Source organism: Bacteroidales bacterium, assembly GCA_035299085.1.
Lineage (GTDB): Bacteria > Bacteroidota > Bacteroidia > Bacteroidales > UBA10428 > UBA5072.
The window spans coordinates 1-15,362 of the sequence record DATGXG010000013.1 but is presented as its reverse complement, the minus strand read 5'-3'; the positions used below and the strand labels follow the sequence as shown (position 1 = coordinate 15,362).

The 15,362-nt window shown below is 39.9% G+C and carries 14 protein-coding genes; 6 read left to right on the top strand and 8 right to left on the bottom strand.

The features are described from left to right. Positions 1-38: 38 nt before the first annotated feature. From VK179_02455 to VK179_02435, 5 genes are all read left to right on the top strand, one after another. Positions 39-704: a DUF6766 family protein gene (locus VK179_02455; GenBank protein HLO57575.1), complete on the top strand. Its 666-nt coding sequence runs from the start codon at positions 39-41 to the stop codon at positions 702-704. 30 nt (positions 705-734) lie between these two features. Beyond that, positions 735-1,175: a hypothetical protein gene (locus VK179_02450; protein HLO57574.1), complete on the top strand. Its 441-nt coding sequence runs from the start codon at positions 735-737 to the stop codon at positions 1,173-1,175. A gap of 41 nt (positions 1,176-1,216) precedes the next feature. Beyond that, positions 1,217-1,942 (top strand): DUF4197 domain-containing protein, encoded by a 726-nt coding sequence (locus VK179_02445; GenBank protein ID HLO57573.1) that lies wholly within the window; start codon positions 1,217-1,219, stop codon positions 1,940-1,942. An 82-nt stretch (positions 1,943-2,024) separates the two neighbouring features. Beyond that, positions 2,025-2,924: a hypothetical protein gene (locus VK179_02440; protein ID HLO57572.1), complete on the top strand. Its 900-nt coding sequence runs from the start codon at positions 2,025-2,027 to the stop codon at positions 2,922-2,924. A 42-nt stretch (positions 2,925-2,966) separates the two neighbouring features. After that, positions 2,967-4,688 (top strand): amino acid permease, encoded by a 1,722-nt coding sequence (locus VK179_02435; GenBank protein HLO57571.1) that lies wholly within the window; start codon positions 2,967-2,969, stop codon positions 4,686-4,688. A 222-nt stretch (positions 4,689-4,910) separates the two neighbouring features. Here the strand turns inward: VK179_02435 and VK179_02430 are convergent, their stop codons facing one another. The 8 genes from VK179_02430 to VK179_02395 all read right to left on the bottom strand — a co-directional run bounded on the left by VK179_02430 (position 4,911) and on the right by VK179_02395 (position 14,498). After that, a complete protein-coding gene (locus tag VK179_02430; GenBank protein HLO57570.1) occupies positions 4,911-7,064 on the bottom strand; it encodes an AAA family ATPase in 2,154 nt (717 codons plus the stop codon). A 32-nt stretch (positions 7,065-7,096) separates the two neighbouring features. Continuing rightward, positions 7,097-7,906, bottom strand: a complete 810-nt coding sequence (locus VK179_02425; GenBank protein HLO57569.1) for a SpoIIE family protein phosphatase — start codon at positions 7,904-7,906, stop codon at positions 7,097-7,099. A 126-nt stretch (positions 7,907-8,032) separates the two neighbouring features. Continuing rightward, a complete protein-coding gene (locus VK179_02420) occupies positions 8,033-10,033 on the bottom strand; it encodes a hypothetical protein (protein HLO57568.1) in 2,001 nt (666 codons plus the stop codon). Positions 10,034-10,040: 7 nt separating this feature from the next. After that, positions 10,041-11,420 (bottom strand): OmpA family protein, encoded by a 1,380-nt coding sequence (locus tag VK179_02415; protein ID HLO57567.1) that lies wholly within the window; start codon positions 11,418-11,420, stop codon positions 10,041-10,043. After that, positions 11,410-12,483, bottom strand: a complete 1,074-nt coding sequence (locus tag VK179_02410; protein HLO57566.1) for a quinone-dependent dihydroorotate dehydrogenase — start codon at positions 12,481-12,483, stop codon at positions 11,410-11,412. Before VK179_02410 ends, VK179_02415 begins: the two co-directional genes overlap by 11 nt. A 26-nt stretch (positions 12,484-12,509) precedes the next feature. Then, positions 12,510-12,905: a helix-turn-helix transcriptional regulator gene (locus tag VK179_02405; protein HLO57565.1), complete on the bottom strand. Its 396-nt coding sequence runs from the start codon at positions 12,903-12,905 to the stop codon at positions 12,510-12,512. 337 nt (positions 12,906-13,242) lie between these two features. After that, the gene (locus VK179_02400; protein HLO57564.1) at positions 13,243-14,187 is read right to left on the bottom strand and encodes a diacylglycerol kinase family protein; all 945 of its coding nucleotides are present in this window, start codon (positions 14,185-14,187) and stop codon (positions 13,243-13,245) included. 119 nt (positions 14,188-14,306) lie between these two features. Beyond that, the gene (locus tag VK179_02395; GenBank protein ID HLO57563.1) at positions 14,307-14,498 is read right to left on the bottom strand and encodes a cold shock domain-containing protein; all 192 of its coding nucleotides are present in this window, start codon (positions 14,496-14,498) and stop codon (positions 14,307-14,309) included. Positions 14,499-14,674: 176 nt separating this feature from the next. Between VK179_02395 and VK179_02390 the strand changes: the two genes are divergently transcribed. Further along, positions 14,675-15,340, top strand: coding sequence for a lysophospholipid acyltransferase family protein (locus VK179_02390; protein ID HLO57562.1), 666 nt, complete (start codon positions 14,675-14,677; stop codon positions 15,338-15,340). The last annotated feature ends 22 nt before the right edge of the window (positions 15,341-15,362 follow it).

Here is a 15,362-nt window from a genome sequence, read left to right as displayed (position 1 = left end):
AAATATTCCGGTTACTTAATACACCTAAAAATCAGATTATGAGCAATTATAAAAGTTCATTCCTTTACCGGAACAGCCTTTCCATTGTGTTCCTCCTTATGATGATCCTTACACTTGGAGGACAGTTTTTAACAGGCTGGAACGAAAAGAATGACGAACTTGAAGAAAAGGGACTCTCCCCTATTCCGATTACCCAATATTTCACCAATGGCCATTTCATACAGGCAACATTTGAGAATTGGGAAAGCGAATTCCTTCAAATGGCCCTTTATGTGTTTCTTACAGTTTACCTTCGACAAAAAGGTTCCTCTCAATCAAAACCAATCGGCGAAAAAACAGACGTTGATAAGGAGCCGGAACCAGAACCTAACTCTCCCTGGCCGGTGAGAAAGGGCGGCATATTGCTAAAACTTTACAGCCATTCTCTTTCCATTTCTCTTTTCATGCTTTTCATTATCAGCTTCACTCTTCATCTTTACGGGAGCCTGAAGGACCATAACCATGACCAGGTACTAAAGGGTCTGCAACCCGATACATGGACGTCCTATATTGGGCAGGCCCGATTCTGGTTCGAGTCATTCCAGAACTGGCAAAGTGAATTTCTTTCGATAGCCGCAATTGTATTATTTACCGTGTGGTTCAGGGAAAAGGGGTCACCGGAATCAAAACCGGTTGATATGCCCAATGATGAAACTCCTTCATGATATTCCTATCTTTGGAAAAAAGAAGTTATTATGACACCCTGGAAACATCCTCCTAAGGAGAAAATTTATGAAGCATTCAGCGTACTGGCTGATAACCGTTATTCTTTTACAGGTGAAAACTCGGCACACGTCCATTCTTCTGACGATACCAGGCACTATACGGTGAAATGGACAATAGATGGCGATTCAGTAAAAATTACTTCAGATGATAATGGTTCCAGATGGCAGGGATATACGGGCTATCCGATCATCGCTATTCTTATGATAAAGAACTTGCTGAAGGTTGACCCGGAAATTATTCCTTATTTCAAATCAATCCCCTGGAACAGTTTGAATAAGTCATTCAAAAATAATTATGCCCTTGCTGTCGAATCGGTTTTATCAGGTATGCAGAAAGATATATCAGAAAAAATCAGGAAAGAATCGGATTCAGTTTTTGAACAATTGAAAGCTTTGAATCTTTACCGATGATCTGGCATGCAATTTGACTTTTACAATCAAAAAACCGTACTATGAAATCGAAATTATCTTTTGCACTGGTTATCATTCTTTTCTTTCTCGCTCCATCCTGCAGCAATGCGCAGTTTCTTAAAAAAGTATCAAAAGCCCTGAATACAACAACATCAACAGGGTTCAGCGAAGATGAAGCCGCTTCGGCAATCAAGGAAGCCCTTGTTAAAGGCACGGGTGAAAGCGTTACTATTGTTTCGGTTGTTGATGGCTATTTTAAAAACCCTGAAATAAAAATACCGTTTCCTCCTGAGGCAACAGCAATGGAATCTAAACTTCGTTCTGCCGGACTGGGAAACCAGGTGGATAAAGCTGTCCTTTCCATCAACAGGGCCGCAGAAAATGCAGCAAAGGATGCCCAGCCGATTTTTGTATCTGCAGTTAAGGGAATGAGCATTAAAGATGCCATTAATATTGTCCGCGGAAAAGACAACGCTGCAACCGAATACCTGAAAAATTCAACATCGCCTGCATTAAAGACCCAGTTCAAACCTGCCATTCAGAAATCACTGGATGAGGTGAATGCAACCAAGTATTGGACTGACCTGATAAATACCTATAATAAAATCCCGTTTGTTCAGAAAATGAATCCTGACCTCGCTTCCTATGTAACCGACAGGGCTGTTGAAGGTTTGTTTGTTATGATTGCAAAAGAAGAACTTAAGATCAGGAAGGATCCGGTAGCAAGGACTACCGATTTACTTAAAAAAGTCTTCGGGAACCTGTAACGCAGGTCATGCTGAGTGACTAACTGAAATACAGTAACTTTTATAATGCATTTCAAGTATAATGCATTATAAAAGTTAACCAATGAAGGGTCTCTGTTTACTATTTCTCCTTTTCCTGCCCGCCCTTTCATGCAACAAGGTCACTGAATACTTCAGGGATCCGGATACCGCTGCACTGACTGAAACCATACATTCAGCTGCTTTGACCGCTTATGCTGCCGATGTTGCCGTTTCGGTAATCAAGGGACATGCGAATGACAATGTCACTTATACCCGCAGCAATCCGGGTTTTCCATGCACTACACTGATTCAGATATCGCCCGATGATTACAGGTTCGCCGCAGACGTGAATGCCGTTACAGTTGCGGGTTTGTGGGCTGATGAAAATACAGCAGTTTTATCGGTTATCTATACAGATTATCATTCAGAAAACACCACTCTGGATATATTAGGTATCGAAACAATACCATTACTATGTGAAGGCAACTCGGTACATGTTGCATTGGCAAAACAGGATATCAGTCTTAACCCGGATGTTGATGCGCTATTAAGCATAAACCTGAACACTCTTCAAATTCAGTCGGAATTAATCAGGCTCGATGTTCGCCCTCCTGATGATGTTTATGTTGCCGTTGTGCAGAATGCATATTTTATTGATATCAATACAAAAGGATCCTTTGATGACCTGGAAGATGATGATTATATCCTTACCGGCGGAGGACAGCTTGTTAACATAGAAGGCAATGATGTAGAAATCATCCAGGAGGCCATGGTAAATCTTTTAATTTCTTCCGATTGTCAATCCAATCCTATTGACGGTATGGCACTGATACGTGTTACAGGTCTTGAGGACCAGGGCTTCCCTGAACTGGGTACTACCGTTCTGGAATTCAGAAATCAATGTGACGGCACAGCAGGTGTGTATGCTGCAACCGGTATGTACGTTGCTTCAAACGGAAAACGGATAAGATTCCGGCTATAAATAAAACATTATACTATCTTTATTCTTAATAAAAGGATAAGGATGGATTCACCCCTATGGCGCAAAAAATCCCTTGAAAACATACTTCGGGAAAAAGATATTCAGGTTACCGGAACACATCTGAGAAGATCTTTAAGCGTCAGGGATCTCACAGCATTCGGAATTGCAGCCATAGTAGGCGCCGGAATTTTCTCCACAATTGGTAATGCTGCAGCCAACGGCGGCCCTGCAATAAGTGTCCTGTTTATTTTCACAGCCGTCGCCTGTGGATTTTCTGCCCTTTGTTATGCTGAATTTGCTTCAAAGATTCCTGTATCAGGAAGCGCTTATACCTATGCCTATTTTTCTCTTGGAGAAATTATTGCATGGATCATCGGTTGGGATCTCTTACTCGAATATGCAATCGGAAACATTGCCTGTGCTATTTCATGGTCCGACTACTTCACTGAGTTTATAAAAGGTTTCGGTTGGCATTTTCCCGACTATTTATCTATGGATTATTTCAGTGCATCAAGAGCACACCGGCTCATCATGCATTCAACCGACATTTCACATTTTTCCGACCAGGTTCTTAACGCCAACAAGGCTTGGCTGGCAGCTCCTTCAATAGGTCCGATAAAAATTATTGCCGACATTCCTGCATTATTCATCGTAGCCCTGATCACCTATATTACATTTATCGGAATCAAGGAATCTAGAACTGTCAACAATATTATGGTGGGCCTTAAACTGCTTGTAATATTCGGAGTGATTGTAACGGGTTCATTCTACGTTCATCCTGAAAATTGGAGCCCTTTTGCACCACAGGGCGTTGCAGGAGTTTTAAAAGGTGTAAGCGCTGTCTTCTTTGCATTTATAGGTTTTGATGCCATTTCAACAACAGCCGAGGAATGTAGGAATCCAAGCCGTGATCTTCCCCGGTCGATTTTTTATGCCCTGGCCATCTGCACTGTTTTATATGTGCTGATCTCCCTGGTTCTTACAGGCATGGTTCATTACAGTGAACTGGGTGTGGGCGACCCGTTGGCATTCGTATTTAAAAAAATCGGTTTGGACTGGGTCGGCGGAATAATCGCATTCAGCGCACTGATAGCAATGGCTGGCGTAATTCTTGTTTTTGGTCTCGGCCAACCCCGCATCTGGATGAGTATGAGCAGGGACGGACTTCTCCCGAAAGCTTTTTCAAAAATTCATCCGAAGTATAAAACTCCTTCCTTTGCAACAATCGTTACCGGTATTGTGGTTGCGGTACCTGCTCTTTTTATGAATCTGACTGAGGTAACAGACCTGACAAGTATCGGAACTTTATTTGCCTTTATAGTTGTGTGTGGAGGATTACTGGTTCTTCAGGGAAAAAAGACCGAATCAAAAGGCCTGTATACTGTCCCTTATATTAATGGTAAATATATTGTTCCCTTAATGGTCATTGGTATTACAGCTGTAAATGTAATTTTTAACGGGAATTATTGGGTTGATTTTGCCAGCAACAGGGAAGCAAACGTTCTATATACCATCGCAGAAAAAATTCCTATGGCAGTATTTATCCTGTCATGCCTGTTTATGGCCTGGAAAAGTTATACGAGGAACTATTCGTTAATACCGGTATTGGGTTTTCTGAGTTGTATGTTTTTAATGACCAAATTAGGACATACAAATTGGCTCAGATTCTTTATCTGGCTGACAATTGGACTTGTAGTCTATTTTTCGTTCAGCAGAAAGAATAGCAAATTAAACCTTAAAACTCATGATATTCAGGAGCAGTAAGAACGAGATAGCCTAAAACAAACAATGAAATTGCCGGAATCAAAACGAGAAGTATAGTAGCCATAATCCAAAAAATTTGCTGTTGTTCATATCAAATATACGTAATTTCGTCAAAGAAGTTGGTACGTTCGTCAATATTTTTTGCATATCAGGCCAAAAAAATTGTTCATAACCCTTTGAAAATACTTTAAATCAAAGAGAAATTAAAAGTTAATAATACATTTAAATTGATTTCAGTTTAACAGGAAGCAATAAAAACAACTTTTCAAAGTTTGCACGGGTTTCTTCATCGAAATCCTTAAATGTAACCTTTTCTTCTTTGAGCTTTGTTAGGAAATCACTTACAAGAATCAGCCTCGAAATATTATTCACCTCAATGAATTCGGAATTCCTGACTGTGATCCCCACCCGCTGTTTAAGGATGAATCTTTTAAAATCGATTGTTGAAAAGAGATCTTCAACCGAATTCACTCCCGGCATGATCAGTAATTTTCTCTGAATATCATCTTCACGATTGCAGAATATAGTTTCTTTCATATACTGCAGAAGCTTTATATTAGCCGGGTTATCCGAAAGGATGATTCCGAAGTTGACTTTCCAGCCGAACAGAAGGTTCGTCAGAACAAGGATCTGGTCATGTGCCGAGGCCGGAATATAATGAACAGGTTCACAATTGGAATATAACCTGGTCATGGCTTCAAGATAGTGAAAGGTAACAGAATCTTCGACCACAAAGTTGTTCTCAGGAAAAATGAACTGCCTGTCATTCAACCTTGTACCCATTAAAGCATAAATTGGTGAAAGCGTATCGGATGAAGCTTCATTCAGGCTTCTGGAATCAAGGATAATCGTTTCACTCTTTTCATCGCTTTCCTTTGCCCGCTGAACAGCAATTATGCGGTATAGTTTTTTTAAATCGATCAGATTGGGTGAATGTGTGCAATAAATAATCTGCAGGTTTTCCCGCAAGTCCTCAAAAACCTTAAGTACATCTTCCTGTGCCCTGGCATGAAGACTTAAACCGGGTTCATCAATCAGCATAACCCGATCGACCATGTTTTCTTTTGCCATGGCCTTTAATTCAAGATAAAAAGAAAGAAACCATCTGACTCCCCTGCTTCTTTGTTTTGGATAAAGCCTTTCCTGTTTATCCTTAACCCAGAATTCAAGATAGGGTTTCCCGCTCTTTTCGGCCATTGAATTATCGTAATGTTCCAGTTCGAAGTTTATTCTTATTTTATCGCTTTTGCCAACGCTTTGCCTCCAATAATCCTGGAAATCAACGGTAATTTCAGTGTTCAGGTTTTCAATCTTTTGTTTTAGTATCCTGTGGTTTTCTTCCCTGAAAAAATCGGCATTTAAACCGGCCACGCATAGAAAATTCCTGGCAGCTTTATAACCTTCAGCATGGATGTTTTCGTTCAGCAGATCGTCCAGGTCAATTTTGTTAGGTAATAGACTGCTGAAGTCTTCAAAGAATTCGAATACAGGAAGCTTTTTGAAAATGCTCATTCCGATTTCTTCAGGGGTCCAATAGCTTTTCTCGACCTCATATTCCTCAATAGCCTCTTTTTCTGCCAACTGTGGCTGAATGCCGGACAAAATCTTATCGGCTATTTTAAGATTAATGCACTCATTTCTGACAGCAAGACCCAATTGGTTCCTGAGCATGTCCTGTTTATCGCGAACCTGCTCAAGCTTTTTGCCGGCATTCCGTGCTTCTCTGTCGTTCCTGGCAAGTTTGTACTGGTACTCTGCCTCTTGTAACCGGGCTGTATTAATCTTTATCTCATCGTTCAAATTTTGAACGGACGACACCACTTCCAAATATTTTCTGCTGATTCTCAGCTTTTCAGTTATTTCTGCATTACTGTCAGGTTCATTCCTTTTGACAGAGTTGTTCCCTGGCCCCAGGCCTCTCGTTTCAGTTTCCAGTTCGCTAGTTGAAGCTTTTATTTTTTCAGATATGGCTAACTTATTAATAGCCTGTTTTCTAAAATAATCAACTATTCTTTGCTCATCAATTGATACTATATTCTTTTGGGCATTCAGCCATCTTCTTACAAGGTTAACTTCCTTCATTTCCTTAACAACCGGGTGTAATTCAGGTGGAAGCCTTTTCAGGTCGATATAATCGGCAAGAGTTTTTTGATCATCGAGCAGAAACGTACAAAATATTTCCGGAAAAGTAAGATCACTCCGGAGTACGTCATCAGTGATAAAACCTTCATAAAAGCTCCTGAGAGCTTCAAGAACTGACGTTTTACCCGATTCATTCTGTCCTATTAGTGCTGTAATGGAATCAGGAGACAGATAGCATTTTTTAGAATCAACAATTGAGCGGTAATTCTTGATCTGAAAGGAACTGATTTTCATCTTTATATATTAGTGAATAAACAAAACCAGGTTCAGAGCGGTGCAGAGTAACGAAAACCAAGTACTAATACGTCATCAAGTTGTTGCAGGTTGCCTTTCCACTCATTAAATGCAGTTTCCAACCTGACTTTTTGTTCAGGCATGGGCAAATGGCTTATTTCGGTTAGCAATTCCCGGAAGGGCTTATATTTAAATTTACTGTTTGAAGGTCCTCCGAATTGATCAGCAAAACCGTCAGTGAAAAGATAAATAGCATCACCGGGCTGAAGTTCAAAAAGATGAGATGTAAAACATAATTCTTCTTCCGCACCAACACCGACCGGCATCATATCGCCGGCTATTTCAGTAAGCTGGGTGCCTCTTACAATATAAACCGGATTAAATGCGCCTGCAAAACTGAGTGTCTTTTTGGCAGGATCAAGTATGCAAATGGCAAGGTCAATTCCGTCCTTTCTTTCATTATCATGGCCTGTCTGGCATAATGCTTCCATAACATGCTCCCGCATCTGGTTGAGTATGGAACCGGGCCCTGAAAACGTTCCCCTGATCACTATTTCATTCAGAAAGGTAATACCTAAAATACTCATGAGAGCGCCCGGCACGCCATGGCCGGTGCAATCGCCCACACCAACGATAATCCTGTCATTTTTCCGGTTTACATAATAAAAATCACCGCTGACTATATCCTTTGGTTTATATAAAATGAAATGTTCGGGGATTACCCGGTCAAGCTGAACGGATGACGGAAAAATGGCCTGCTGAATGTAACTGGCGTAACGTATACTTTCAGATAATTCCTTTTCCTGGTTGATATCTTTTGCCTGCACTTCAGGTTGTTTCATTAACGGTTTGTTTAGTCAATTATACTTAAAAAGCAGGGCTTTTGTTAGGATAAATCCGGTATTTCTGAAAACGTAAATACCAAACACGATATTATCCATGCCAGAAAGAAGTATGTAATTCTGATATCAGAAATTCAGGCCCTTATTTTTAATCACAATAATTTCATGATTACAGGCCTCAATGATAAGATTATTATTTCGATCTGAAATAATTGAATTATAGTAAATTCCTTCGGGTAATCTTGAGGAATACTTTATCTCACCGGTTATAACACTGATCCAGTTAATCGACTGATGATCGGGGTAAGTCATGAGTATAGCGATCTGATTGGATCCGGAACGAATGAACGCGTTAATGTTATTCTGCAACTCAGGTAAACCGAGTTCTTTTTCAGTTAGAGGTTTATTATCCGTACCGGTTCTGAAAAGCACAAGTTTGTTTGAATCTCTGACCGCCAGATAACAAATCTCGTTCTTATTTAAAACGCATGAAGCCACCACACTGTCCCTTGAATTGAACTGTTTTTCCCATACCAGGTATCCTCGTGTATCGGTCTTTGCGCTCCAGTGAGTTCCGGATATGAATATCTTCTGATCAGGCATTTGTTCAATCCTAACAACTTCACCCCTTCCGGTGTATGTTCTTCCCCATAGTCTTTTTCCCATCGGATTCAAAACAAGCACTGAATAAAGCTTCTGAAGTGAATCATTTACTACATAACCGCCAAGAAAAAGATTTCCGTCGGAAGCAACTGTAAACTGTTTGATGTGCATATGACCTAACTTCCGGCTCCACAGTTTTTTCCCGTCCGGCCCCAATTTAAAAACCCATGATTCCCGGGATGCCGAATCAAGTCCAAGCCATGTATAGCCCGCACCATAAATCTCACTTTCTTTATTTACGGCAAGGTAATTGATTTCATCGTTGTAGCTTTCTCCGACGTACTTATTCCATATCATTTTTCCCTCTGGATTGACCTTTATGATCCAGGCGTCGGTGTACCCTGTATCGCTTCTGAAAACTGTGCCTCCTACTATATAGTTATTCATTGAATCAATGGCAATGCAGGCATTCAGTTCATCATTTACTTCTTCTTCATAACTGCGTGCCCACAGAATCTGGTTTCCCGGCAACGGATGTGCTGTTATAAACCGGGTACCGTTATCCAGTGATTTGAGGTTGAATATATCGATATACTGCTGTCCATCAGGGTACTTGCGTATAAACTCATTATAGGCATCAAGAGTCTTTATTTTCTTCGCATAATCGTAAAGCAGTTGCTTTAAAATCACCCCGGCATCAGAAACCTCAAGGGCATCAGGAAACGCTTTAATAAACTTTTCCATAGCCGCAATGGTGTTTTCCTTCTTTGCCTGTTCAAATGATACTGCATGCAGTTTCTTAATGGCAGGATTAATTTGTTCCGATTCAGGGTAGTCAGTTATATATTTCTCAAATGCTTCGGGTGTATTGATCTTGCATGCATTGTCAAAAGCAATCTGGTTACGGTAACGAACGGCTTTTTCAACCTGGGCTGCCTCAGGAAACTTTTTTATGAATTCAAGGTAACCTTCAAGAGTATTCTGTTTTTCATATTTTCTGAATTCGAGCTGATTTCTTATATGGATGACATTATCGTAATACCGGAAATCAGGGAATTGATCAAGCACTTTATAAACCAGTTCCAGGTTATTCTCCTCCCTTACATATTTGATTAATTTGGCTTCAACGGTTTCAATTGCATATTCGATTTTCTTTTTCACAGGCCTGCTGATATGCCTGGTTTCCGTATTATAGAAATACTCACCGATGTATTCAAGTTCATCAGGAGTGAGTTTTTCGATGTTGGCTGTGAGTTTGCTGGCATTCTCCCACGCTTTTACAAGGTTAAAACCAGCTGAGGAATCATCCGCCAAAACCAGCATAAGTCCAAGTAAAGCAGCAGGGTTATCCGTATTCTCCTTAAGTGATTCCTGAAATACTTCCCCGGCTTTAAGATAATCGGTTTTTTCGAGGAGTTTAAATCCCCTTTTTGTATTCTGGCCATATAAGCCTGAAGATCCTACAAACAGGATGAATACCCCTGCAATAAACGAAAACCTTAGAAATGAGTTAATGCTTCGCATTTCCTGATTATTTTCTGATCAGTGTAAATTCCACTCTCCTGTTTTGTGCCTTTCCGGCTTCAGTGGAGTTCGTGTCAATGGGTTTTGATTCACCATAACCGACTGCTACCATTCTTTCAGGCTTAATTCCCCGGGATGCCAGGTAGGCAACAACAGCCGCTGCCCTTCCTTCAGAGAGTTTTTTGTTATACGCGTCGCTCCCGTCACTATCGGTGTTACCGGAAATCTCAATTTGCTTGATATCCTGTTCAAGCATAAACTGAACTACCTTATCAAGTTCAGGATAAGAAGCAGGAAGCAATTCGGTTTTATTGAAATCGAAAAATATATTTTCAAGCACAATTGAAGATCCCTCTTCAATAGCCTTCAATCCTTCAACAAAATCATCCTTTACAATTACCGGCTCGGTAAAAACAACCGTGTCGGATGAAAGGCAGTTATTGCGGTCTCTTGCCACATAGATGTATTTACCTGCCGGGAGATTCTTTATCTCGGTTCCTGTCATCCTGTTATTCCAGCTAACAGAATAAGGCTGAACTCCACCTAACAACCCGATTCGGATACGACCATCGTTGACTATTTTATTTACCTTGCCTGTCATCGGATCGAGACCTCCTGTATAACGGGTTTCAATAACCCGGCTTTCAAAGTCATGCATAACACAAGGGCAATCCAGACAATTTTCTAATGGTGAAATACTTACGTCATCGAAATAATAATAGGCATAAGCTTTATTCCTCAGATTCACAACGTTTTTATCAGTTACAACATAATTTGTATTATCGTAATTCTTAAAATTCCCGATAATAAAAAATCTTTCATTGCCGGTCGCAGTGTATACGGTGCAGAATTGTTCCCATTCACCGATATTATCAAGGAACAGCCCTACTTTATTGGTAATTTGGGGTGCATAGGAAAGATTGACGTTGATTTCGTTCTTGATTTCGATGTCACTGAAATACAGGCTCATCTGATCAACTGCAAATCGGGAATATGACGCAAGTTTGTAAAAGAATCGCACGCAGTATTGGTTGCCTTTTATCATCGGAACTGACAGAGTGCCCTGTATGTATTCCCTGTAGCTTTCTTCGGTCCCGCTTAAAATTGCACCTACGTAACCATCACCTCCATGAGGCTGGCTTTCACCTGCGAAATTTTTAGGAACGCTTACATTGCGGGGACTGCAACGATTAAAGTAGTCAGGAGTAGCAACCGTCGGATAAGACCACCCGGGTATAAGTTTATGCGAATGGTTTTCAGGAGTGTAATCCTGGGGACATATTTCATATTTCTCAAACCCGGGATTCAGGACAAGGTTCTTTTCCTGCGCCATGATAAGCCCAATGAGAAATAAACAGGAAAAAATGAGAATAATTTTACGATACATAGTGCACCTCAGGTTGTTCGATTCTCGAAGAAAGATATTCAGCAATAGCTTGATTGCACCGTTTAACGATGAGCGGTCCTTCATAGATAAATCCGGTGTAAACCTGGACAAGCACAGCTCCCGCTTTAATCATGTCTACAGCATCTTCCGCGGTCATAATACCTCCGACACCAATCACCGGAATACGGCCTTCTGATTGTTTACATATGTAACGTACAATATCCAGGGCTCTTTGTTTAAGGGGCAGACCGCTTAATCCTCCGGCTCCGGTTTTAACAATGAAATCGGCATCATAACTGAGGCATTTCCTGTCGGTTGTAGTATTCGTGGCTATTATGCCATCCAGACCCATCCGGGAATATACTTCAAGAGTTTCATCCAGTTGTCTGAAGGAGATATCCGGCGATATTTTAAGAAACACCGGCCTGCGGATGGCCTGTTCGGACCGAAATTTAACCAGGGGGCCAAGTATATCAGCAAGGGAATCTGAGTCCTGTAATTTATCAAGGTCTTTGATATTGGGACAGCTGACATTTACAGTAAAATAATCAACCTGATCATATAAGGTTTTGAAAACTGTAAGATAGTCCTGAGGCGCCTTTTCATTAGGCGTAGCGGTGTTTTTGCCTATGTTTCCCCCAATTATGATATTGGTCCTTCGTTTCCTTAATTTGGCTGCTGCATAATCGGCTCCTTTGTTATTAAAGCCCATGCGATTGATCAGGGCTTTATCTTCAGGTAACCTGAAAAGCCTTGGCTTCGGGTTACCTGGTTGAGGTAACGGAGTAACTGTTCCGATCTCTATGAAAGAGAAACCAAAAGCAGCAAATTCATCGAAAAATTCAGCATTTTTATCAAAACCAGCGGCTAATCCTACCTTATTATTAAAATGAAGGCCGGCAACAGTGGTTTTAAGCGATTTATGCTTAATAAACAGCGCCTTTTTAATAAGATTATTAAGCCCGGGAACTCCTGATAAAAGTCTGACGAAAAAAACCACAAGATGGTGAACCTTTTCAGGGTCAATAAGGAACAGAAGAGGTCTTATGAATCCTTTATACATGGGATTTTCGACAAAGATAATAAAAATTAATCGTTGTCAGAAGATTTATAGATTTCAAATGTGCCATCCGATTTCAAGACGATGACTTTTTGAATGTTTACATTTGTAACTATACTGCTTTCAGTAGCGAGTTTAGGTTCCTGTTTCTTTTCTTCAGTCTTTATTGAAGTTAAGGAAGGTTGAAATAAATCAATATCCTTGTTTTCTGTTTTGTTTTTGTACATATTACCCTTTCCTGTCAGAAGCCAGTCAGCACTGACATCGGGAAAGCGATTAAGTAAACGTACCATGAAGTCATATGAAGGCTGATTTCTCCCGCTCAATATATGCGATATTCCGGATCGCTGTATCTTGAGCTCATCTGCAAGCTTTGTTGCCGTATAACCCGTTTGATTTAGAAATTGTTGAATCCTGTCTTTCATATTACAAATGTAATTTAATTTCAGTTGACATATGTAAATTTACATGTTTACATTTGTAATATTAAGGAAATTGTTTGTATAATTCCTTTTATGAGGTTACAAATAGTGAATTCCTGACTACATAAAATATTGAAGTAAATGTTTTTTAATTTGCGATAAATAACTGGTTTATAATATTATATAATATGCAAATGTTAATAATAAGAGCAAATGCTTTTAAAACCGGATCAATTCTTAATTCTTTACTTTATGAAATTAAAATAAAATATAGGTTACCAATCATTTAAGTATTGTGATTGGCCTTGATTATTAATATACAAAACAACTGAATACGGTATTATTCGGGGAAATGACCGTAAATGATGTTAATGCTTTTGGGAAGAATTTTAAATTCAATTGGCGAGTGTCCGAGTGATTCACCATCAACTTCAAGATGAATCAGAGGATCAGAATCAATAAGGATGTCTTTTCCGGTAAAACCTTCAATCCTGGGATGATCGAGAATGGTTCCGTCATAAAGCATTTTAAGACTTATGATGACATCCCCTTTCCTGATTTTTTTAATTACAGTTATGTCAAACAGACCGTCATCCGGAATGGCATTCGGAGTTTGCATCATACCACCGCCTGAGAAGCGGCCTATTCCTATACTAATAGTAAAAATATCATCGCGGAAAATTTTACCGTCGATTTCTATTGAAGTGGTTGTATGGCGATAAAAGAGCAGGTTTCTTATGAGGTTGTAGAAATAAAGTGCTTTCCCTTTGTGGCCTTTATCTTTTTGTAGATTTGTTCGTTTCACCACGACTGCATCAAATCCCAATCCGGCAATATTTATAAAATACCTGGCTTCTCTCCTTGTGCCGTGGTAATAATAAACAATTCCCGTGTCCTGTCTTCTTTCTTTGCCTTCACTTATTATTCTGACTGCACCTTCATAATCGAGAGGAATGCCGAACATTTTTCCCCAGTCGTTTCCCGTGCCTACCGTTATCATGCCAAGCAAAATTCCGGCTGGATCACAGATACTCTGGCTAAAGATTCCATTCACAACTTCATTCATGGTTCCATCGCCGCCTACAGCGATAATTTTCCTGTAGCTGTCAGCTATTCCGTTTTTTGTGAGTTCGATGGCATGATGCCGGGCAGCAGTAAAATAACAGGTAAATTTGATTTTATATTTTTCCAAAAGGTCGGAAATGATCTGCCAGTCTTTTTTCCCTTTCTCATGACCTGCATTGGGATTTACGATTACAAGCCATTCCGGTCTTATATCTGCCATCTGTGAAATTTTTTGTAAGAACAATTTCTGTTGCTTAAATATAGCAAAGTATTCGAACAAAAAAACCCTTCCGGGAGGAAGGGTTAAGGATTAGAAATTTTCTTCTTAGTACTCGAAAATTATATTCGTTTAACATTGACTGCATTCAATCCTTTTTTGCCTTGCTGCAATTCAAATGAAACAGCGTCATCTTCTTTGATTTTGTCAATCAGGCCAGAAACATGAACGAAATATTCATTTCCTGATTCTGCATCTTTAATAAATCCAAAACCTTTGTTTTCATTAAAAAATTTTACTTTACCTTCTTTCATAGCATTAAATTAAAAATATTATTGCCAAAGGTATAACTAATTAATAAATTAATTATATCGGAGTTTAAAAAAAAGATCGGAAAGTTTAATTTTGCCCGAAAAGCAAAAAGGTGAATAATAAGTTATTATACATTCTTTATCAGCCGTACAAGTGGCTATTTTTCATCCCGTTCCTGTTGATTAATACTGTTATTTTCGGAATAATCGCAGTTATAGTATCCACCCTGATTAACCAGAGAGTCGGAAGCTATTTTGGCGGAGTAGTATGGTCGAGGGTGAATGGATTCTTCACTCCAATGTTCGTTAGGGTAAAGGGAAGGGAAAATATTGTCAAGAACCAGTCTTATGTCATTATTTCCAATCACCAGAGCTTGTATGATATTTTTGTGGTATATGGTTGGCTTGGACTTGATATAAAATGGGTCATGAAAAAAGAACTGGCCAAAATCCCGGGAATTGGTTTCGGTAGCAAAAAGGTAGGTCATATCTTTCTTGACCGGTCCAACAGCAGGGTTGCCCTGGAATCCCTTAACAATGCCAAGAAAAAGCTTGTAAACGGCACTTCGGTGGTGATCTTTCCCGAAGGGACCCGCAGTAAGACCGGCGTTCCCGGTACCTTTAAAAAAGGCGCTTTTAAGCTGGCTCTCGATCTTGATTTACCCCTGCTACCTATCACTATTTTGGGCACGAAAAACATTCTTCCCACCGGAACTGTTGACCTCCGGCCGGGAAGGGCTACTATGATTATCCATAAACCCATCAATGCCGGAAGTTATTCCGAAGAAACGATGCGTGAAATTATGGATGAATCCAAACGGGTTATCGCGGGACCCATTGGTTAATGTACTAATGTGCTAATGTGTT